Origin of the sequence: Dankookia sp. P2, assembly GCF_050632255.1 — a bacterium.
In the GTDB taxonomy this organism is placed as follows: domain Bacteria; phylum Pseudomonadota; class Alphaproteobacteria; order Acetobacterales; family Acetobacteraceae; genus Paracraurococcus.
On record NZ_CP192581.1, the window covers coordinates 1,593,412 to 1,613,640 of the forward strand.

The 20,229-nt window shown below is 71.6% G+C and carries 19 protein-coding genes, 1 other RNA gene and 5 pseudogenes; 14 read left to right on the forward strand and 11 right to left on the reverse strand.

Annotated elements, in window-relative coordinates; all coding sequences use genetic code 11:
* Positions 1–4: 4 nt before the first annotated feature.
* Positions 5–935 (forward strand): annotated as a pseudogene (locus ACQ86J_RS09550) (tyrosine recombinase XerC).
* Between the two features lie 40 nt (positions 936–975).
* Here the strand turns inward: ACQ86J_RS09550 and ACQ86J_RS09555 are convergent.
* Both ACQ86J_RS09555 and ACQ86J_RS09560 read right to left on the reverse strand, forming a co-directional pair.
* On the reverse strand, positions 976–1,368 hold the full coding sequence (locus ACQ86J_RS09555) for a TspO/MBR family protein (protein ID WP_431270927.1): 393 nt from the start codon (positions 1,366–1,368) through the stop codon (positions 976–978).
* A complete protein-coding gene (locus tag ACQ86J_RS09560) occupies positions 1,287–1,457 on the reverse strand; it encodes a hypothetical protein (RefSeq protein WP_431272813.1) in 171 nt (56 codons plus the stop codon). The genes ACQ86J_RS09555 and ACQ86J_RS09560 overlap by 82 nt, the downstream gene beginning before the upstream one ends.
* 125 nt (positions 1,458–1,582) lie before the next feature.
* Between ACQ86J_RS09560 and ACQ86J_RS09565 the strand changes: the two genes are divergently transcribed.
* Together ACQ86J_RS09565 and polA are read left to right on the forward strand one after the other, a co-directional pair.
* Positions 1,583–1,819, forward strand: a complete 237-nt coding sequence (locus ACQ86J_RS09565; RefSeq protein ID WP_431270928.1) for a zinc-finger domain-containing protein — start codon at positions 1,583–1,585, stop codon at positions 1,817–1,819.
* Positions 1,820–1,859: 40 nt separating this feature from the next.
* A pseudogene (gene polA / locus ACQ86J_RS09570) lies at positions 1,860–4,723 on the forward strand (DNA polymerase I).
* An 18-nt stretch (positions 4,724–4,741) separates the two neighbouring features.
* On the opposite strand, the gene ACQ86J_RS09575 reads toward polA, so the two are convergent.
* The 3 genes from ACQ86J_RS09575 to ACQ86J_RS09585 are packed head-to-tail and all read right to left on the reverse strand — an operon-like array spanning position 4,742 to position 5,963.
* A complete protein-coding gene (locus tag ACQ86J_RS09575) occupies positions 4,742–5,041 on the reverse strand; it encodes a phosphoribosylamine--glycine ligase (protein WP_431270929.1) in 300 nt (99 codons plus the stop codon).
* Complete coding sequence (nudC, locus tag ACQ86J_RS09580; RefSeq protein ID WP_431270930.1) at positions 5,038–5,814, reverse strand: NAD(+) diphosphatase; 777 nt, start codon at positions 5,812–5,814, stop codon at positions 5,038–5,040. Before nudC ends, ACQ86J_RS09575 begins: the two co-directional genes overlap by 4 nt.
* Entirely contained in the window at positions 5,814–5,963 is a 150-nt protein-coding gene (locus tag ACQ86J_RS09585; protein ID WP_431270931.1) for a hypothetical protein, read from the reverse strand. The genes nudC and ACQ86J_RS09585 overlap by 1 nt, the downstream gene beginning before the upstream one ends.
* 97 nt (positions 5,964–6,060) lie before the next feature.
* Between ACQ86J_RS09585 and ACQ86J_RS09590 the strand changes: the two genes are divergently transcribed.
* From ACQ86J_RS09590 to ACQ86J_RS09620, 7 genes and pseudogenes are all read left to right on the forward strand, one after another.
* On the forward strand, positions 6,061–6,255 hold the full coding sequence (locus ACQ86J_RS09590) for a DUF29 family protein (protein ID WP_431270932.1): 195 nt from the start codon (positions 6,061–6,063) through the stop codon (positions 6,253–6,255).
* Positions 6,256–6,351: 96 nt separating this feature from the next.
* Positions 6,352–6,528: a hypothetical protein gene (locus ACQ86J_RS09595; protein WP_431270933.1), complete on the forward strand. Its 177-nt coding sequence runs from the start codon at positions 6,352–6,354 to the stop codon at positions 6,526–6,528.
* Between the two features lie 67 nt (positions 6,529–6,595).
* Positions 6,596–6,693: signal recognition particle sRNA small type (gene ffs / locus ACQ86J_RS09600), an RNA gene on the forward strand.
* 70 nt (positions 6,694–6,763) lie between these two features.
* A pseudogene (locus ACQ86J_RS09605) lies at positions 6,764–8,720 on the forward strand (DNA polymerase III subunit gamma/tau).
* A gap of 9 nt (positions 8,721–8,729) precedes the next feature.
* On the forward strand, positions 8,730–9,059 hold the full coding sequence (locus ACQ86J_RS09610; RefSeq protein WP_133289370.1) for a YbaB/EbfC family nucleoid-associated protein: 330 nt from the start codon (positions 8,730–8,732) through the stop codon (positions 9,057–9,059).
* Positions 9,060–9,094: 35 nt separating this feature from the next.
* Positions 9,095–9,698 (forward strand): annotated as a pseudogene (recR, locus tag ACQ86J_RS09615) (recombination mediator RecR).
* Positions 9,699–10,330: 632 nt separating this feature from the next.
* A complete protein-coding gene (locus tag ACQ86J_RS09620) occupies positions 10,331–11,728 on the forward strand; it encodes a hypothetical protein (protein WP_431270934.1) in 1,398 nt (465 codons plus the stop codon).
* Between the two features lie 104 nt (positions 11,729–11,832).
* On the opposite strand, the gene ACQ86J_RS09625 is transcribed toward ACQ86J_RS09620, so the two are convergent.
* From ACQ86J_RS09625 to ACQ86J_RS09635, 3 genes are all read right to left on the reverse strand, one after another.
* Entirely contained in the window at positions 11,833–12,804 is a 972-nt protein-coding gene (locus ACQ86J_RS09625) for a class I SAM-dependent methyltransferase (protein ID WP_431270935.1), read from the reverse strand.
* A gap of 72 nt (positions 12,805–12,876) precedes the next feature.
* Positions 12,877–13,077, reverse strand: a complete 201-nt coding sequence (locus ACQ86J_RS09630; protein ID WP_431272354.1) for a DUF4214 domain-containing protein — start codon at positions 13,075–13,077, stop codon at positions 12,877–12,879.
* Positions 12,984–13,679, reverse strand: a complete 696-nt coding sequence (locus ACQ86J_RS09635; RefSeq protein WP_431272814.1) for a hypothetical protein — start codon at positions 13,677–13,679, stop codon at positions 12,984–12,986. Before ACQ86J_RS09635 ends, ACQ86J_RS09630 begins: the two co-directional genes overlap by 94 nt.
* Between ACQ86J_RS09635 and ACQ86J_RS09640 the strand changes: the two genes are divergently transcribed.
* The 4 genes and pseudogenes from ACQ86J_RS09640 (at position 13,662) to ACQ86J_RS09655 (ending at position 17,502) form a co-directional block, all read left to right on the forward strand.
* Complete coding sequence (locus ACQ86J_RS09640; protein ID WP_431272815.1) at positions 13,662–13,982, forward strand: hypothetical protein; 321 nt, start codon at positions 13,662–13,664, stop codon at positions 13,980–13,982. The genes ACQ86J_RS09635 and ACQ86J_RS09640 overlap by 18 nt on opposite strands.
* A gap of 342 nt (positions 13,983–14,324) precedes the next feature.
* On the forward strand, positions 14,325–16,187 hold the full coding sequence (locus tag ACQ86J_RS09645) for a hypothetical protein (protein ID WP_431270936.1): 1,863 nt from the start codon (positions 14,325–14,327) through the stop codon (positions 16,185–16,187).
* Positions 16,188–16,754: 567 nt separating this feature from the next.
* Positions 16,755–16,841 (forward strand): annotated as a pseudogene (locus ACQ86J_RS09650) (hypothetical protein); the annotation flags it as partial.
* Between the two features lie 64 nt (positions 16,842–16,905).
* Positions 16,906–17,502, forward strand: coding sequence for a hypothetical protein (locus ACQ86J_RS09655; protein ID WP_431272816.1), 597 nt, complete (start codon positions 16,906–16,908; stop codon positions 17,500–17,502).
* A gap of 53 nt (positions 17,503–17,555) precedes the next feature.
* Here ACQ86J_RS09655 and ACQ86J_RS09660 read toward each other — a convergent pair whose 3' ends face one another.
* From ACQ86J_RS09660 to ACQ86J_RS09670, 3 genes are all read right to left on the reverse strand, one after another.
* A complete protein-coding gene (locus tag ACQ86J_RS09660) occupies positions 17,556–18,308 on the reverse strand; it encodes a polysaccharide pyruvyl transferase family protein (RefSeq protein WP_431270937.1) in 753 nt (250 codons plus the stop codon).
* Positions 18,309–19,280: 972 nt separating this feature from the next.
* A complete protein-coding gene (locus ACQ86J_RS09665) occupies positions 19,281–19,538 on the reverse strand; it encodes a hypothetical protein (RefSeq protein WP_431270938.1) in 258 nt (85 codons plus the stop codon).
* Between the two features lie 457 nt (positions 19,539–19,995).
* A complete protein-coding gene (locus ACQ86J_RS09670) occupies positions 19,996–20,163 on the reverse strand; it encodes a hypothetical protein (protein WP_431270939.1) in 168 nt (55 codons plus the stop codon).
* Positions 20,164–20,229: the final 66 nt, after the last annotated feature.

The following is a 20,229-nucleotide window of genomic DNA, read 5'->3' on the forward strand; positions in this document are numbered from 1 at the left end:
CCGCGTGACCGGCGCCGAGGCGCGCGCCCGCTACCTCGACTGGCTGGCGCGCGAGCGCCGCGCGGCGGCCAACACGGTCGAGGCCTATGGCCGCGACCTCGGCGACCTCCTCGGCTTCCTCGCCGGCCATCTCGGCGAGGAGCCGGGGCTCGAGGCACTGGCGGGCCTGCGCGCGGCCGACCTGCGCGCCTTCCTGGCCTCCCGGGCCGCGGCGGGGGCCGGCGCCGCCACCCGGGCCCGGCAGCTCGCCGCCATCCGCGGCTTCCTGCGCTTCCTGTCGAGAACCACGGGGATCGAGCCGATCGCCCTGGCCACGATCCGCGGCCCGCGGCTGAAGCCGCCGGTGCCGCGCGCCCTGACCCCGGCCAGGCGCTGGAAGCGGCAGCCAAGGTGGGCGAGGTGCACGACCCCGAACGGGCGGAGCGCGCGGCCGAGCAGGCCGCCCGCGACATCGCGCTCTTCACCCTGCTCTATGGCTGCGGCCTCCGCATCGCCGAGGCGCTGTCGCTCGACATCCGCGACGCGCCCCTGCCCGGCGCGACCTCCGGCCTGCGGGTCACCGGCAAGGGGGCAAGCAGCGGCTGGTGCCGGTGCTGCCGGCGGTGCGGCAGGCGATCGCCGGCTACCTCGCCCTGCGCCCGGGCGCCGCCTCGGGCGAGCCGCTCTTCCTCGGCGCCCGCGGCGCCCGGCTGGACCCGGCCGTCGCGCAGAAGTCGCTGCGCGAGTACCGCCGCCTGGCCGGCCTGCCGGACCATGCCACGCCGCATGCGCTGCGGCACTCCTTCGCCACCCATCTGCTGGGCGGCGGGGCGGACCTGCGGGCGATCCAGGAGCTGCTGGGCCATGCCAGCCTCTCCACCACCCAGCGCTACACCGCGGTGGATGCGGCGGGGCTGCTGGCGACCTGGAAGAAGGCGCATCCGCGGGCGGACTGACGCCGCCCGGACCGGGAGCCTGCCGCGGCGCCCGGCCGGGTCAGGCCGCGACCCGGCCCCGGTTCAGCCGCCACATGGTCAGGTTCAGGATGCCGGCGAAGCTGACCCAGGCGAGATAGGGCGCCATCAGCCAGGCCGCCGTCGTGCTGTGCAGGGCGAAGGCCAGGATCGTCGCCAGGATCGCCAGCCAGAGTGCTGACAGCTCGGCGAAGGCCAGGTCCATCCGCTTCAGCCCGAAGAAGATCCAGGACCAGGCGGCGTTCAGCACCAGCTGCGCGAACCACAGCGTGAGCGCCAGCGGCGCGCCGGCGAAGCCGGCTTCCCGCCAGACCATCCAGGCGGCGATCGCCATCAGGATGTAGAGCACCGCCCAGGCCGGCGGGAACAGCCAATTCGGCGGCCGCCAGGAGGGCTTGGCCAGGACTCGTACCACGGCCCCGGCTTGAAGAAGGCGCCGGTGGAGGCCGCCACGAAGCAGGCGCCGAGGAAGCCGAGCAGGCCGAGGGTGGTGGTCAGGTCCATCCACCCCACATGGCCCGCGGCCGTGACGCTGTCGAGGGCATCGCCGCCACCACCCTCTCTGGCCGATCCCGGTGCCGCCGACTATGTTGGCGCCGATCCCGCCTTGACCACAAAAGGACAGCCCGATGCGCGACGGCAACCAGACCGGCTATGCGCCGAAGCCCATCGAGGGCGTCACGCCCGACCAGCGGATCGAGGTCACCTCGCGCAGCGTGCCCTGCGACGGCGAGGTCGGGGTAGGCGGGCTCGGCCATCCGCGGGTCTGGCTGCCGATGGCGGCCGGGGAGAACCAGGTGACCTGCCCCTACTGCTCCATCACCTACGTGCTGAAGCCGGGCGCGGGGGATGACGGCCATCACTGAGGAGGCGGCGCCGGAGGCCGGCCGGCCGCGCGGCAACGCGATGGCCGGGGCGGCTGCCGCGGCCGAGGCCGTGCCGGTGACCCCGCCGGGGGCGAAGCACCTCGTCCTCATCGACGGCTCCGGCTACATCTTCCGCGCCTTCCATGCCCTGCCGCCGATGACCCGGCCGGACGGCACGCCGGTGAATGCCGTCTTCGGCTTCACCCAGATGCTGTCGCGCTTCCTGACCGACCATCGCGGCAGCCATATCGCGGTGGTCTTCGACGCCAGCCGGGTGACCTTCCGCAACGAGTTCTATCCTGCCTACAAGGCGCACCGGCCCGACCCGCCGCCCGAGCTGGTGCCGCAATCCGGCCTGATCCGCGAGGCGACCGAGGCCTCGGCGTCGCCCAGGTGGAGCTGCCGGGCTTCGAGGCGGACGACATGATCGCCGCCTACGCCAAGCATTTTTCGGAGCAGGGCGGCGAGGTCACCATCGTCTCCTCCGACAAGGACCTGATGCAGCTGGTCCGGCCGGGCGTGCAGATGCTCGACCCGATCAAGCAGAAGCCGATCCGCGAGCTCGAGGTCTTCGAGAAATCCGGCGTCGCCCCGGATAAGGTGGTGGACGTCCAGGCCCTGGCCGGCGACCCGACCGACAACGTCCCCGGCGTGCCGGGGATCGGGATCAAGACCGCGGCGCAGCTGATCACCGAATACGGCGACCTCGAAGGCCTGCTGGCCAGTACCGCGAAGATCAAGCAGCCGAAACGGCGCGAGGCGCTGGAGCAGAATGCCGAGAAGGCGCGCATCTCGAAGCGCCTGGTGACGCTCGACGAGAACGCCCCGCTGACCCTGGCGATCGAGGCGCTCGAGGTCCGCCCGCCCGAGCCGGCCGCGCTGACCGAGTCCCTGCAGGAGCAGGGCTTCCGCAGCGTCGTCGCCCGCATGGGCCTCGGCGAGGCAGCGGGCGATGCGGGGACGCGGGCGCGCAACAGCGCGGTCGCCGCGCATGCCGCCGCCCAGGCGGCGCCGGCGGCCGATCCCGGCACCACGCCCTACGGCAACTACGATTGCGTCACGACGATCGAGGCGCTGCGGGGCTGGATCGCAGAGGCCACCAAGGCCGGCGTGGTCGCGCTCGACACCGAGACCGACAGCCTGAACGCGCTGCGGGCCAACCTGGTCGGCGTCTGCCTCGCCACCGCGCCGGGCCGCGCCTGCTACATCCCGCTGCGGCACGTCGCCTCGAGCGGCACCCAGGGCGACATGCTGGCGACGCCCGAGGCCGCGCCGCCGCAGATCCCCTTCGACGAGGCCATCGCCGCGCTGCGCCCGCTGCTGACCGACCGCAGCGTGCTGAAGGTGCTGCAGAACGCGAAATACGACCTCGAGGTGCTCTGCCGGGCGGAGAATGGCGGCATCGCCGTCGCCCCGATCGACGACACCATGCTGATCTCCTACGCCATGGAGGCCGGCAAGCACGGGCACGGGATGGACGAGCTCTCCGTCCTGCATCTGGGCCATAAGCCGATCAGCTTCGACCAGGTGACCGGCACCGGCCGCGCCCGGATCAGCTTCGCGCAAGTTCCGCTCGAGAAGGCGACCGACTATGCCGCCGAGGATGCCGACGTCACCCTGCGGCTCTGGCACCTGCTGCGGCCGCGGCTGCGGGAGGACGGCGCGCTCGCGCTGTACGAGCAGGTCGAGCGGCGCATGGTCCCGGTGCTGCGCGACATGGAGATCGCCGGCATCAAGGTGGACGGCGCCGAGCTGGCCCGCATCGGCGAGGATTTCGTCCAGCGCATGGCGGTGCTGGAGAAGCAGATCCACGATCTCGCCGGCCGCCCCTTCAATATCGGCTCGCCGAAGCAGCTAGGCGAGATCCTGTTCGACGAGATGAAGCTGCCGGGCGGCCGACGCAGCAAGGCGACCGGCGCCTGGGGGACCGATGCCGCCGTGCTCGAGGAGGTCGCCAGCCAGGGCAGCAACAGCGGTGCCGTGCTGGCCCGCACCGTGCTCGACTGGCGGCAGCTGTCGAAGTTGAAATCGACCTATGTCGATGGCCTCGCCGCGGCGATCGACCCGCGCGACGGCCGCGTCCACACCGATTTCTCGATGGCGAACACTTCCACCGGGCGGCTCGCCAGCACCGAGCCGAACCTGCAGAACATCCCGGTCCGCAGCGCCGAGGGCCAACGCATCCGCCAGGCCTTCGTGGCGGAACCCGGCCATCTGCTGATGTCGGCCGACTACAGCCAGATCGAGCTGCGGCTGCTGGCGCACTTGGCCGATGTCCCGGCGCTGCGCGAGGCCTTTGCCACCGGCCAGGACATCCACAACCGGACCGCGGCCGACATCTTCCACCTGGCCCCCGATGCGGTGGACAAGGAAGCCCGGCGCCGCGCCAAGACCATCAATTTCGGCATCATCTACGGCATGTCGGCCTTCGGCCTCGCGGGCCGGCTCGGCATCGGGCCGGGCGAGGCGAAGGGCATCATCGACGCCTATTTCGCCCAGTATCCCGGCATCCGCGACGCCATGGAGCGGCTGAAGGAGGAGGCCCGGCTGCAGGGCTACGTCTCCACCTCCTTCGGCCGCAAGCTCTGGATCCCCGATATCGGCGCCAAGGACATGATGCGCCGCGCCGGCGCCGAGCGGGCCGCGATCAACGCCCCCTTCCAGGGCGGCGCGGCGGAGGTCATCAAGCGCGCCATGGTCCGCCTCCCCGGCGCGCTACGCGAGGCCGGCCTCGCGGCCCGGATGCTGCTGCAGGTGCATGACGAGCTGGTCTTCGAGGTGCCGGAGGCCGAGGCCGAACAGACCTCGGCGCTGGTGCGCGCGGTGATGGAGGGCGTCGTCACGCTCCGCGTGCCGCTGGCGGTCGAGGTGGGCACCGGGCGGAGCTGGGCCGAGGCGCACTGACGCCCCGGCCAGGCTGGCTCAGCGCGGGACCTGCGCCTCCACCCCGCCCTGCGGGCCATGGCCGCGGGCCCGCATGCAGTCGCGATAGGCGCGGCTCTGGGCCCGGCCGACCTCGCCCTGCATGCGGTCGACATTCATTTGGTTCGGCTCGTAGATCAGCCGGGCCAGCGCCCGGACCTCCGGGCTGTTGCGCGCCTCGGCGCGGCAGGCCTTCGCATCCGGCGACTCGTCCTGCGGCGGCAGCGGCGGCCCGGGCGGGCCGAACAGGCCGCAGCCGCCGAGCAGCAGCAGGGCGGCGAGGGAAAGCCGGCGGCTCATACGTGCGCCAGCCAGTCCTCGATCAGCCGCCGGGCGATCGAATCCGCCCGCGGCAAGGCGAAGCCGTGCGCGGCGGGGTCCAGGCACTGCGCCCGGCTGAACCAGCGGGCGTCGCGCATCTCCTCCGGGTCGATGGTGATCGCCTCGGACAGCCCCTCGGCATGGAAGCCGAGCATGATCGAGGAGGGGAAGGGCCAGGGCTGGGAGGAGTGGTAGCGCACCGCGCCGACCTCGATCCCCGCCTCCTCCAGCACCTCGCGCCGCACCGCCTCCTCGAGGCTCTCGCCCGGTTCCACGAAGCCGGCCAGGGTCGAGTACATGGTGGTGTTGGGGAAGCGGGTGGAATGGCCGAGCAGGCATTCGTCGCCGCGCACCACCAGCATGATCACCGCCGGGTCGGTGCGCGGGAAATGCTGCGCGTTGCAGTTGGAGCAGACCATCACGTGGCCGGCCGAGCGCGGCGCGCAGGCATGGCCGCAGACGCTGCAGAAGCGGTGCTTGGTGCGCCAGTGCATGAGGCCGCGGGCATGCGCGAGCACGCTCGCCTCCCCCGCCGGCAGCAGGCCGGCGACGGCGCGCAGGTCGGTGAAGCCGCCCATGCCCTCGGGCAGCAGCGGCAGCGGGTCGTCGGCTTCCGAGCAGTCGACGGCGAAGACCGGGCGCTCGTCCCACAGGCCGAGGAAGGCCCAGGGGCCGCCGGCCATGCGCACCGTCTCGGCGGCGGCGCCGGTGAGCAGCACCGCTTCCGGGGTGCCTTCCTGCACGCCCTTCATCAGGCTGCGGCTGCGCCAGACGGGGTGAAGAGGGTGTCCGGATCGGCCAGGGCGGCGGCGATCCAGTCGGCATCCTCCCGGCGCAAGGCGGCGCGGTCGAGGGGGCTGCCCGTATAGGCGTTGGGCCGGCTGGCGGGAATTGAGAGCATGGGGTGGCGACCCTGCCATGTGGGGCGCGGGCGGGCAACCGGCCGGGATCGTGGAGACCTCCGCGGCACGCCGCCATTGTTACGGCCCGATGGCGCCATGCCGGACGATCTCTACCACCGCGACATCCTGGCCTGGTCGATCGCCCAGGCGGAGCGGCTGCGCCGCGTCGCCGCGGGGGAGCGGGTGAACGACCCCGGCTGGGCCAACCTCCTCGAGGAAGTCGAGTCGGTGGTGCGGAGCGAGGCGCTGTCGGTCGAATCGACCTGGCCCGGGCGCTGGTCCACGCGCTGAAGCGCCGTAGCCTGGCCAGACCACGCGGCCGCGCGGAACTGGCGCAGCGTGACCGGACTTTTCCGCCAGGAAGCCCAGTCACGCTTTGCCCCGAGCATGGCCCAGGTGCCGTATTCCGCGGCCATGCACCGCCGGGCCCGCCGCCTGCTCCTCGACCTCGACATGCGCCGCCCGCCGCGGCCGCGATCCGAGACCACCGACCTCACCCTGGCCGAGTTGCTCGACGAGTCGCTCGGCGCCGATGCGCTGATTGCCCGCCTTGCACCTCGCTGAATCCCCGCCCGGCGATCATTCCGCCCCCTGCCATTGTGCTGCCCCCGGGGCATGATATGGTGTCGTCGGAAGGTCGGCGCGGACGGGCTCCTCGCCAACCCGGTCAGGTCCGGAAGGAAGCAGCCGTAACGGGTTCTCGCTCGGGTCGTTTGTCGGCCTTCCACCCTCTCGGGTAGCTCCCGCAGGGACATGCCCGGCCCGGCGGGCCACCGCCTGACAGGATCCCGCCGCACGGATGTCCTCCACCCTGTTCGGTCCCGCCGAGACCCCGGATGCCGCCCCGACTGGGGAGGCGCTGCCCGAGCCGCCAGCGCCCGAAGGGCCCGGCCTGTTCGGTGAAGCCTTTGTCCCGCCGGCCGAGGTCGAAGCGCCGCCTCCCCCGCCCATCCCGCTTCCGGCGCCTGCTGCGGCCGACGGCGGCACGCCCTACCGCGTGCTCGCCCGCAAGTACCGCCCCTCCACCTTCGAGGAGCTGATCGGCCAGGACGCGCTGGTCCGCACCCTCCGCAACGCCTTCGCGCAGAACCGCGTGGCGCATGCTTTCATGCTCACCGGCGTGCGCGGCGTCGGCAAGACCACCACCGCCCGCATCATCGCCCGCGCGCTGAATTGCATCGGGCCCGACGGCACCGGCGGCCCGACGCCCGAGCCCTGCGGCGTCTGCCCCGAATGCAAGGCGATCCTGGCCGACCGCCACCCCGACGTGCAGGAGCTCGACGCCGCCTCCAACAACGGCATCGACGACGTGCGGGAGCTGCGCGAGCGGCTGCGCTACCGCCCGGCCCAGGGTCGCTACAAGGTCATCATCCTGGACGAGGTCCACATGCTGTCCACGGCGGCATTCAACGCGCTGCTGAAGACGCTGGAGGAACCGCCCGCCCAGGTGAAATCCATGCTGGCGACCACCGAGCTGCGGAAGGTCCCGGCCACCATCCTCTCGCGCTGCCAGACCTTCCACCTCAAGCGCGTGCCGCAGGCGGAGCTGCGCGCCCACTTCTCCCGCATCGCCGGGCTGGAACGCGTGACCGTGGAGGACGAGGCGCTGGCCATGCTGGCCCGCGCCGCGGACGGCTCGGTGCGCGACGGGCTCTCGCTGCTCGACCAGGCGATCGCGCTCGGCGGGCCGGAGGGCAGCGTCACGGCGGAGGCCGTGCGCGACATGCTGGGCCTCGCGGACCGCGCCCTGGTGCTCGACCTGATGGAGGCGGTGATGACCGGCGACACGCCGGCCGCGCTGGCCCTGATGGACCGGGCGCATGAGCGTGGCGCCGATCCGGCGGTGGTGCTGCAGGACCTGCTGGAGCTGACGCATACCCTCACCCGCCTCCGCAGCGTGCCCGGGCTGAAGGATGACCCGAGCCTGACCGAGGGCGAGCGGACCCGCGGCGCGGCGCTGGCCGAGAAGCTCTCGGTCCCGGTGCTTGGCCGCGCCTGGCAGATGCTGCTGAAGGGCCTCGGCGAGGTGAACGAGGCGCCCGACCGCCGCGCCGCCTGCGAGATGGTGCTGATCCGCCTGGCGCATGTCGCCGAGCTGCCGACGCCGGGCGACCTGGTTCGGCGGCTGACCGATGGCGCCGGCGGCGTCGCGGCCGGCGCCCCCGCCCCGCGCCCAACGGTGGCGGCGGCGGGCTGCGGGCCATGGGCGGCGGTGGCGCCATCCTGGCCGACGCCGTTGCCACTGCGGCCAATGGCAATCCGCAGTCCTGGCGGGAGGTGGTGGCGCTCGCCTCCGGCCGGAAGCCGATGCTGCACGCGCATCTGGTGCACAGCGTCCACCCGGTGCGGGTCGCGCCGGGACGGGTCGAGCTGCGCGTGCTGCCCGCCGCGCCGCGCGACCTGGCGGCGCAGCTGGGCGAGCTGCTGGCGGAGGCGACCGGCACCCGCTGGACCATCGCGCTCAGCAACGCCGAGGGCGAGCCGACGCTTGCCGATCAGGGCCGGGCCGCCGAAGCCGGGCGCCGCGCCGTGGCGCAGAGCCATCCGCTGGTCCAGGCCGTCCTGGCCGCCTTCCCGGCGCCAGCATCGAGGCGGTGCGCGATGCCGGGGCGGATTCCTACGGGCTCGGCGGCGCCATGGTGCTGCCGGCCCAGGCCGAGGACCAGCCCGAGTCGGAGCCGGGCGACATTCCCCCGACCGAGCTGGAAGAACCCGCCGACTTCGACGATGTTCCACCCCCTGATGACGAACGGTAGGGCGAGGCCATGAAGAACCTGGGCAACATGCTGAAGCAGGCGCAGCAGATGCAGACGCGCATGGCCGAGATGCAGGCCAAGCTGGAAGCCACCGTGGTGGATGGCCAGGCCGGCGGCGGGATGGTGAAGGTTTCGCTGACCGGCAAGGGCGACCTCAAGCGCGTCTCGATCGACCCGAGCCTGATGGACGACCGCGAGGTGCTGGAGGACCTGCTGGTCGCCGCCCATGCGGATGCCAAGCAGAAGGTCGAGGCGCAGATGGCGGACGAGATGCAGAAGGCGACCGCCGGGCTGAACCTGCCGGGTGGCCTGCCCGGCGGCCTCAAGCTGCCCTTCTAGCCAGCCGCGGCCGCGCTGCCGCGGGCCTTCGGCCGATGCAGGACCAGAACCCCATCGACCACCTGATCGGCCTGTTGGCCAGGCTGCCCGGCTTCGGCCGGCGCAGCGCCCGGCGGGCTGTGCTGAAGATGCTGATGCAACCCGAGCAGGCGATGCTGCCGCTGGCGGCGGCGCTGCAGGCCGCCGCCGCGGCGGTGCAGCCCTGCCGCATCTGCGGCAACCTCGACGCCGCCAATCCCTGCGCCATTTGCCGCGACCCGCAGCGCGACCAGGGGCTGATCTGCGTGGTCGAAGGCGTCTCCGAGCTCTGGGCGCTGGAACGCGCGCATGCGCATCGCGGCCTCTATCACGTGCTGGGCGGCACGCTCTCGGCGCTCGGCGGCATCGGGCCGGAGGACCTGGCGGTGCAGCCGCTGCTGGCGCGGATCGAGGGCGCGGCCGAGCCGGTGCGGGAGGTGATCCTGGCCCTGCCGGCGACGGTCGATGGCGCCACCACGGCGCACTACCTGACCGACCCGGCTGCGCCCGGCCGGGGTGGCGGTGACGCGGCTGGCCCAGGGCGTGCCGATCGGCGGCGCGCTCGACGTGCTGGACGAAGGGACGCTCGCGGCGGCATTGAAGGCGCGGCGGGCGGTGTGAGCCTCTCGCCGGGCCGGCCGCCCGAATGATGGATACGGCGGTCCGCAGGACAGGGACGACATGATGCTTCCCCCCGACCGACCCGGCCCCCTATGCGGAGTTCATCGTCCGTCACCTGATGCAGCCCGTCTCCCCGGACGGCAGCAGCGGCTTCGCGGTGGCCGAGACCGAGCACGCGGTCGACGGGGATCGCTGGTTCTGGGCCGACGACAATGCCAAGGTGCTGGAGTTCATGGCGCTGCCGGCGCTGTGGCAGCGCTTCCCCGCGCAGGTCGATGCGATCTTCCGCTTCATCGATGCGCTCTGCGACGGCCCCTTCATCTTCCGCCGCACCGGTCACGCGCGGCTCGAGCGCGTCGCCGAGGATGCCGGCCGGGCGCGCTTCGTCCACACCTTCCTGCATGTCTCCTGCGACCTGCCGCGCGGCATCGTCGAGGTGGGCATGCGGTTCCATGACGGCAGGACGGCCCGCAACGTCATCCTGACCGGCAACTACGTGCAGTTCGACCATGAGGGCGTCCGCCACAGCCTCGATGTCGAGGAGGCGATTGCCGGCTGGGCGATCGACTTCACCGCGCCGGTCCTCACGCTGACGCATGCGAGCGAGCTGCGTTTCGCGGCACCAGGGCCGCATGCTGCGGCTCGGCCGCCTGACCTACACCTACACGCTGGATGCCCGGTCGATGTTCTTCGACGTGGCGGCCGAGCTCGACCTCGACCCGGCGGTGACGGTCTCGGGGCTGGTGCTGACGATCGGCCATGACAGCCTCAGCCATAACGAGAACGGCGTGCATTACGGCAGCATCTGCACGGATGTGCCGGCCGCCGGCCCGGGCCGGTTCGACGCCGCCGGGCCGGGCCATACCTCGATCGACGCCGCCTCCGGCGTCTACTGGTCCATGGCGCAGCAGGACGAGATGCGCGGCTTCGCGCTGGGCGTGCACAGCATCCCCGAACGGTCCGAATGCCTGTCGACCATCGAGGCCGTGGTGCGGGAGCCGGCGCGACTTCACTATGTGGTCTCCCAGTACCGCTTCCCGGAGGCGCGGACCGGGGGCCACGTCCGGGCCGCCGAGCGGAAGATCGTCACCTCCGGCGGCTTCTACGGACGGGTGGCCGATTGCAGCGAGATGCTGCGGCGGCATGCCGCGGAGCCGTCGCGCTTCGGCCAGCCGCTCGACCTCTCGATCTCCTACGACTACGGGGCGGAGATCGCCGCCTTCGCGCGCTGCCACCGGGCCGTATCGGGGCCGGATGCGCTGGCCACCGCGCTGCCGCTGAAGCGCCGAAGCCGCGCCTTGTTCGACCGCTTCCATGCGGTCTATGCGGAGAACCTCCTCGCGGCGCATCGCCTCGACCGCTCGGCGATCTTCTCGCGGCCGCTCGCCTTCGTCGCCCTCGGGCTGGTCGACATGTGGAAGGCGACCGGGGAGGCGGCCTATGCGCAGGCGCTGCGCGAGGCGATCACGATCCTGCTGGATTTCGAACGCCCGTTCGCCGGCGTCGGTGGCGACGGGGAATCGGGCTTCATCATGGGGCAGCGGACCAATCCCTGGCCCTACATGGACTGCCATGCGGCGGCGCTGCTCGCGCTGATCCGCGCCCTGCCGGTGCTCGACGATGCTGGCCTCGCCGCCAGCATCGGCCGCGGCCTGGGCGCCTTCGGCCTGGCGACGGTCCCCTACGAATTCGGCGGCGCCCGCAAGGTCGACGTCGTCGTCGTCGACTTCCCGAACCCGGATGGCGGGCGCTTTCCCTGCCACGGCTTCTGGAATTTCTGCGCCGGGCTCACCCTGCGCAGCTTCAATGCCCTGCGGCGATCGGCGCATCCGGCGCTGCAGGCGGTGACAGCGGAGCAGCGGGTCAGGCTCGACATCCTGCAGGGGATGCTGGAGCAGCAGCTCTCCCGCTCGCTCCGCGACCGCGACGGCGCCCTGGAGATCCTGACCTCGCACCTGTCCGCCGAGGGCAATCCCGAAACCCAGCCCTGGGTCGGCCTGGGCCTGGCGGACGAGGCCGGCGACGACTAGAGCGGATGGCGCGTCTGTTTGAACGCGCAATCCGGCCTGCGACATGCTTGGACGAGCAGCGTCAGGCGTCCGGGGATTCGCGTCCTCCCGCGATCCGCTCGAGCCTAGTCCTTCTGGAAGACGAAGGTGTTCGAGAGCCAGTCGGGCGTCTGGGAGACCACGCCGGTATCCTCCCGCAGGTCGAGCAGCCGGCAGCGGTGCCGGTAGCCGAGCTCGAGCACTGCGCGCTGCGGCACCACATGCATCTCGAGGCGCGCGCCCAGGTCGCCGCGCAGATAGGCGCCGATGTCGAAGCGGTAGCCGGCCTGGTAGGTCGGCACCTGGAAGATCGTGATGCCGCCCGGCTCCAGCCGGCGGAACATCAGGTCCAGGATGTGCATGATCACCGGCGGCGGGTTGTGCTGCAGCACGATCCGGCTGAACCAGAGATCGAAGCCCGCGACCGGGTGCAGGTCGGCCGCGGTGACATGGACGAAGCGCACATTGCGGTGCCCGAAGCGGGCCATGGTCTGCTCCGCCAGCCGCAGATGCGGCCGCGAGATGTCGAGCCCCACCACCTCCTTGAACAGCGGCGCGAATTGCGCGGTCATGCGGCCGACCCCGCAGCCGAATTCCACCAGCCTGCGGAACTGGTCCGGGCGCCGGTCGATGCGGGCGAGCAGGCCGACCAGCAGGCGCCGGTCGACCTCGGCCGAGGCGAAGAAGCGCGCCTCGTTCGCGGCGATCTGGTCGGGGCCGAATTCCTCGGCGGTGATGACCGACCAGTGCGGCGCGGTCTCGCCGATCGACTCCCAGTAGCGGGAGGTCTCGGCGACCACGGCGGCGAGTGTCGCGGGGTCGGTCTGGGTCTCGATCTCGAGCGGCGGCGCGTCCAGCGGCAGCGTTGCGGCAAGCTGCGGCGCGGCGGGTCCTGCGCCAACCTGGCGCCGCAGCTCCTCCGAATCCAGGAAGACCATCCTGAGCGCCTCGATGGTCGGATGTGCGGCCCGGTGCTCCTCGATCACCCGCTCGTTCCCGGGCTCACGCCCGAGGATATAGCGATAGGCGAGCACGACGTCGTTCCGGGAGAGTGGCATAATGATGGATCCCGCGGCCCGCGACCGATTGAGATATTGATGGTAATCCAGACCGTCGGCGACATGTGCCGCTTATCCGGCCTTGGGGTTCTCTGCATCGATCCTGCCCTGAAGCGCAAGGAACTCCCCGGAGGCCAGAAAACTCCGTAACAGCGAGAGCGGATCGACTCGTCCGCTTGTCAGGGCATCGACGTGGTGGCGGTTGCCCTCGGCGTCCGGCTCGCGCGCCAGGAGACCCAGGTACAACAGCCGGACCAGGTCTTCGGCGGCCAACGGCAGTTTCGGCGCAGGCGGGCGGCGCCGGGTCTGGTCTTCCAGCAGCAAGGTCGCCAGCCGTCGGCGCAGCGCGTCTCGTTCCCCTCCAGAAGCTCGCCCATGCGTTGGTCGCTCGGCATCTCGAACCGGGGTGGCGGCGTCAGGCAGAGGCGCGTCTCGGCATGGCCGGATGCGGCGTAGAAGGCGGGAGACCAGTGCAATCCCTGCTGCCCGACATAATGTCCGTAGCAAGGAACGCAGCGCAGCCGGAGCCGGCCGAGCACCAGGGCCGCGAGATGCTTCGCGCCATCCTGCGAGGTCGCCTCGATCCCGTAGCCATGCGACCAGAAGAACTCATGGATCCTGCGGTGCGGCCGGTCGCGGTAATCGACGCCGGCCAGCAGTCGGCGATAGGCGAGCAGCAGGGGTTGCCGCTCCAGCCAGTGGCGCCGGGTGAGGGCGAACCCCCAATTGTGCTCCATGGGAATCAGCCGGGCCGGATCGGACCCGGCGCCGGCGCGATGGTCGCCATAGGCCGCCACGCAGCCAATCCGCTCATCAGCCAGGGCCAATCCCGCCAGGGCGCCGAGCGCGGTGAGGTAATGCGGGGCGAGGAGCATGTCGTCCTCAAAGAAGTAGGCCACCGGCGCCCGCAGCAGCCCCAGCAGGTACCGCTCGGCGCGCCCCATGTTCCCGGCGATGCCAAGGTTGCGCCGGGCGAGATGCAGCCGGCCAGCCGGGAAGATGCGCCGGAAGACGTCGATGCTCGCCTGGATCTTGGCCGGATCGGCTACGGCCCGGTTGCGGTGCCGGCTGAAATGCCCGTCTTGGAAAAGGTGGATACGCTCACCGGCCACGCCGCCATCCTGCGCGGCAAGGCTGGCGAGCACTTCGGCAAGGAGTTCCGGGCGGTCGAAAGATAGAACCGCGATCGGGGCGTCAGTTGGAGTCCGCAAGACGGGTACCTGCCGAAAAGCCATGAACCGCGGACAAATGGCCGACGGATCTATGGACCGAACGTTACCGCCACGAAAGTCACGCCACAATGCCGAAGGGCCCTCGCCGGCTTCAGCCGACCTCCGCCGGCGAACCGCCGGACTCGTCTTAACTGCCCATCAAGGCGGGGGTTGTTACGCCCACACAGCACCCATGGGCGAAGCAAAATGCTATCCGTTCAGGCCGACCTGAATCCACAACCCTACGCCGCCTTTCTCCTCCGCCGCCTCTTCCGCCCCTGCGCGGACTCGCCCGGCCCCATCCAGGCCGTGGTGGAAACCGAACACCCGACCGACGGCGACGTTTGGGCCTGGGCCGACGACAACGCCAAGGTCCTCGAGCTGCTCTCCCACCCCGCCCTCTGGCAACGATTTCCAGAAGAGACGGCGGCGATCCTCCGTTTCCTCATCGGCATGTGCGACGGCCCTTTCATCTTCCGCCGCATCGGCGCGCCAAGGCTGGAACGCGCCGCCGGCGACGACCGGGCCGGAACCTGGCTGCACGCCATGATGCATGTCGTCACCGACTTGCCCGCCGGCTGCGTCATGCTCGGCATCCGCTTCCATGACGGGCGGACTGCCCGCAACCTCTACCTCACCGGCAACTACGTCAGTTTCCGCCACCGTGGCCGGCAATACACGCTGGATGTCGAGGAGGCGATCGGCGAGTCCGGCACCAGCCTGCAGGATGGCTGCCTGGTGGCGACCCATGCCGGCGACCTGCGCTTCCTGGCCGAGGGCGGCACGCTCCGGCTCGGCCGCATCACCTATGTCCATCGCATCCAGGCGCATTCGATGCTGGTGCGGGTGGAGGCGGTGCTGGAGCTGGACCCGGAGATCGAGGTCGCCGACGTCACCCTGACCATCGGCCACGACAACCTCAGCCACGGCGAGAACAACGTGCATTATGGCCGCGTCGGCCTGCTCGATGCGGGTGGCACGGCGCATGTGCATGTCGCCGCTGCGGCGGAAAGCGTCGTGCTGCCGGCCGAGGGCGCGACCTATTACGGCCTGGGGCAGGAGGAGATGCACGGCTTCGCGCTCGGCATCCATACCCGGCCGCTCGATCCCGACCGGCTGCGCGAGCTGCGGCTGGTGCAGCATGGGCCCGGCCGGCTGCACTGGGTGGTCGCCGCCTATGACTTCCCCGGCCCGCATCGCGGCGGGGCGCGGCTGGCAGTTGCCGAGGACAAGCTGCTGACCGCCGGCGGCTTCCATGCCGAAGCCGCCGCCTACGAACGCCTGATGCGGGAGGCCGCGGCCGCGCTGCCCGGAAGCTGGCCGCGCGACCTTTCGATTTCCTACGACTACGGCGTCGAGATCAACGCCTTCGCCAAGAGCTACGCAGTGCTGGCGGCCGGCGAGGCGACGGCGCCGCCCGGCTTGGCCGTTGAGCTGAAGGAATTGGCCGACCGCTACCTCGATGCCTACCGGGTGCGGTTCGTAGACGGGTTCTGGCGCGGCGAGAACACCGTCTTCTCCCGCCAGATCGCCTTCGTCATCATGGCCGCCGCCACCCTGCTGCGGACCACCGGGGAGGACCGCTACCGCCGCGACCTGGCCGCGCTGGTGGAGGTGCTGTTGCAATTCGAGCAGCCGCTGCCGGGGACCAAGGGAAGCGAGAGCGGCTTCCTGATGGGCATGCGCAGCAGCCGCGACATCCATGTGGATTGCCACAGCGCCGCCCTCCTCGCGCTCACCCATGCCGCCCCCTTCCTGCCGGATCCCGGCATCGCCGCGGCGATCGACCGTGGCCTCGGCGCTTATGCGCTGGTGACCGGCACAATCGAATGGCTGGGCGAGATCCGGAAGGTCGATACCATCGGTATCCGCTGGAGCGACGACGCCGGCGCCTCGCGCGTCAGCCACGCTTTCTGGAATTTCCATGCAGGGCTGACCTTGCGGCTGTTCCGCGCGCTGCGCGAAAGCCCAGATGCCGGGCTGCAGGCGCTGCACGCGAAGCACGCCGACCGCCTCGCCGTGCTCGAGCCGCTGCTGCTGCGTCAGGTCGTGCTGGGTACGCGCGAGCATGCCGATGGCGTGGAGATCCGCAGCTCCTGGCTGTCGAGCGAGACGAATTCCGAGACGCAGCCCTGGGTCCTGCTCGGGCTGCTCGGGCATCCCTGGGATTGATGCACCGGGTTTCTTAACCCTCCGTCCGCAACCATGCCGCCCGCCGCACCAAAAGGGAGACAGGCCGCATGCAGGTGATCCGCAGCATCGAGGAACTCGATGCCAAGATCGAGGAATGCAACCGCGCCGAGGCGCAGTCGGACGACGCCATGCGCGCCGTCTTCGGCAGCTTTCGGATGGATCCGCCCGGCGGCCTGCCGCCCGACCCCTTCTCGGAGTCCTATCGCCAGGCGCAGCTCACGCTCTACCGCGACGTCGCCGGCCGTGCCTACGACACGGCGAACGAGGTCACCGCCTTCGACATCGACGCCGCGCTCCGCCGGCCCTTTCCCTTCTCCACGGGCAGCGCCGCGACCACCGGCGAACAGCTGATCGCGGTCGGCTGGCTGATCCGTGCCATGGCGCTGCCGCCCGGCTCGCGCATCGTCGACCTCGGCCCCGGCTGGGGCAACACCACCCTGGCCCTGGCGCGGCTCGGCCACCAGGTCACGGTGGTCGATATCGAGCCCCGTTTCTGCGAGCTCGCTGCGCCGCCGCGCCGCCCAGGATGGCCTGGAGATCGAGGTGGTGAACGAGGACTTCCTCTGGGCCGAGCGCTGCGGCCAGCGCTTCGACGCAGCGCTGTTCTACGAATGCTTCCACCACTGCGCCGATCATCTCCGCCTGCTGCGCGCCTTGCAGCAGGCCGTCGTGCCGGAAGGCCGCGTATTCTTCGCGGGTGAACCCATCACCCGCGACTTCCCGATGCCGTGGGGATTGCGGCTCGACGGCAATTCTGCTCTGGGCGATCCGCAAGAACGGCTGGCTCGAGCTCGGCTTCCGCGACGACTATTTCGCCCGGGCCCTGGCCGAGTGCGGCTGGTACGGGCTGCGCCAGGCCTGCGCCGATCCCGGCTGGCTGACCCTCTGGGAGGCACGGCGGCGCGACCAGCCGGTCTTCCGCGCCACCGCCGCCGACCCGCGGCTGAACACCCAGGCCGGGCGGCGGGAGGGTGATGCAATCCTGCTCGAGGGCGCCGCCGGCACCGGCCTGTTCGGTCCCTACATCACCCTGCCCGCCGGCACCTATCTCGCGCGGCTGCGCTTCCGGCCCGGGGCGCCGGTCGGCGGTCGCGCCCGGATGGATGTCGCCTGCAGCACGGGGCGGCACCTGCTGGCGGAACGGCAGGTCGATGGCGGGATGGTCGGCGTGGTCGGGCTGCATCTCGACCTGCCCTTCGGCGCCGAGCGGGACATGGAGACGCTGGAGGTCCGGCTGTTCTGCGAGGAAGGCTTCCAGGCGACCATCGCCGGGGTCGAGATCCTGGTGCTGTGAGCCGCCCGGCTGTCCCGGCGGCGCCTGCCGCCGGGACAGCCGGATTGCCTGCCTCAGGCGGCAATCGCCTCGACCCCCGCCTCGCCTTCGCCTTCGGCCACGAGGCTGGCGCGGATCGCCTGCATGGTCGTCTCCAGCTGCGGCCGGCCACCGAGCGCAGCGGCCAGCTGGCCAGGCAGCTCCATCACCCGCCCCTGCAGCGCCGCGACCTCGGAGGGATGCGGCCGGGCCGCCTGGGCCAGCAGCTCGGCCGCCCCCGCGTCGAGGAAGCGGTCGAGCGGCGTCAGCGCGCCGGAGAGAGAGGGCAGCGCCCAGCGGATCAGCCGGCCCTGCTTGCCGCCCGGAGTCGTCACCGGCAGCATCCGGCAGCCGCTGAGCAGGCCGAACACCAGGCCGTGGTAGCGCGCGGTGACCACGGTCCCGGCCTGGCGGTAGAGCTCGGCGCTGCGGACCACGCCGCGGCCGGTCAGCACCTCCAGCGGCGCCCCGGTCAGCGCCGCAAGCCGGGCGCAGAGCGCGCGGTCATCCTCTGTGTGCTGGACGATCACCACCTCCTGCCCCTGGCCCAGGGTACGGATGAGCCCGGCCCAGGCGGCATCGGCCTCCGCCCCGATGCGGGCGCTGAGCACCCCGGGGATGACCAGCGCCAGCTGCCGCGCCTGGCCGGCAGCGGCCGGCCAGACCCAGGGCGCCAGGCCGAAGCCGAGATCGGCAGCCAGCACCGCACGGTCGACGCCCAGATCGTCCCGCAGCACCTGCAGGTCGCCTGGGTCGCGCACCGAGACATGCGCGGCCTGGCGCAGCACGCCGGCATAGGCGGCGCGGCCGAGCGGCGTGTGGATTCCTGCACGCCGATGCCGAGCACCGCAGTGGCTCGGCCGAGCTCCTGCGCATGCCGCAACAGCCCGGCGTAGTAGGCGACGTTCTGCGCCCGCGGCGCACCGCCATCGGCGGTGTCGTAGAGCAGCCCGCCGCCGCCCAGCATGACAACGTCGGCGTCCCGCACCAGGTCGAAGCTGGCGACGGCGCCGGCCAGGATGACGCGGCGGAAGCCGGCCCGGGCGGCAATCCGCCCGGCGACCAGGGTCACCGCGTCATCGCCGATATTGCCGAGCCCATAGGCCGAGGCGATGAGCGCCGTGCCGCAGGGATCGGGCGGCGCGGCGGGGGCGGGCCGCACCGCCCAGGCGCGCAGCCGGGCCGCGTCCTCGAGTGAGTCGAGCCGCACCGCATCGGCGGCCACGCGCAGGGCGGGGCGGACCAGCAGGAAGTCCTCCGAAGCAAAGACCGGCCGGCCCGCATCGAGGATGTCGCGCAGCACGACCAGGCTCAGCCGGTTCAGCAACGCCTTGTGCAGGATTGTCAGGTCGGGCGGCGGATCTCCGGGGAGCAGCCCGTGATGGGGCAGCACGCGGCGGTCCGGCCAAAGCCGTATGGCCGCGGAGAAGAGGTAGTCCGGCACCGCGATGCAGCGGTCGCACGGCGCCACGGCCGCAGCGACGAGCTCCAGCCCAAGATATCTCACCCGCAGGGTCATCCAGCGCGCACCACCCAAGCTTGGCGGCATGGCGGCAAGGGCACGCCGGCCGGCCCACGGCCACCGCGCGCCGCCGTCCTGGCGGCCCGGGGTGCGTGTCGGGCGGATGCTCGCCCGGGCGAGGTTGCGGAACGGTAAAGCGGGGCCCGTGTGGCGCCGCTCAGCCATCCTTCTGCACCATGATGCCGATCGAGGTGGTGACATGCCGCGCCACCTCCAGCGTCGGATGATGCGGCAGCGCTTAGGGCGGCGGAGCGACATGCCTGTCCATCGGCGCGTCGCCGGGATGGAGGTTGAGCGGCCATGGCCGCTGGCCGGGAAGTGCCACACGCTCCAGCAGCGCCTCGGCATCGCGGCGGCGGAACAGGCAGGGATTGGCCTGCTCGAAGGTCCCGGCGTCGGAGGAATGGTTGAGCTCCGTCGCATGGATCGCCAGGCTGCCGGGGCGCAGCGTGCGCAGGCTCTCCTCACCAAGCGAAGTCCGTGCCCGATCGAACACAGATGCCCGAAGGCGCAGGACGGCCAGTAGACATCGAAGCCGGTATGCTCGGCCGGGATGTCGTCCATGACGCTAGGATGCGAAGCGGACGATGCGTACCAGGCAATCGAACTCGGCATCCGGCACGATGCCCGGGCGGCGCAGCGGATCGAGCCCGACCGCGTGCTGCGCAGTGGTGTCCCAGCCAGCCCCGCCATCACCTCGGGTGGTGCATCGGTCGCCAGCCTCTCAAAGCCATACGCCGTGCGGAAGGCTCGGATGGGCTCCTGCCGCACGCCGAACACCAAGCCCCGCGGCCCGGGCCGCAGCAGCCCGCACCGGGGATCACCCCGGCGATCCAGGCCGAATTCCTAAGCCTGAAATGCCGGTCGGCCGAAGCGCCGTGCCCGGCGCAGAGCGGCAATCTAAGTTGCGCGAAGGAAGTCGGCTCGACGTCCTTGCCGAAGAAGCTGCGGATCTACCCAGTGGCGGCAAAGCCGCGGCACAGCGGTTCGAGATCCGGATGCCGGTGGTCGAATTCCAGCCCGGCCGCAGCGCGCGGCTCGCGCCCGATGAAAAGGCGCATCGCCCAGACAGGCGCTTCGCGGAAAATGCGCGGCGCGGGCGACCGATCCACCTCCGCCACCGCTCGGGCGTCAGAACATCAGGAAGCCCGTCCCCTAGGGGGACGGGCCGATCACGCGTCCTGCCG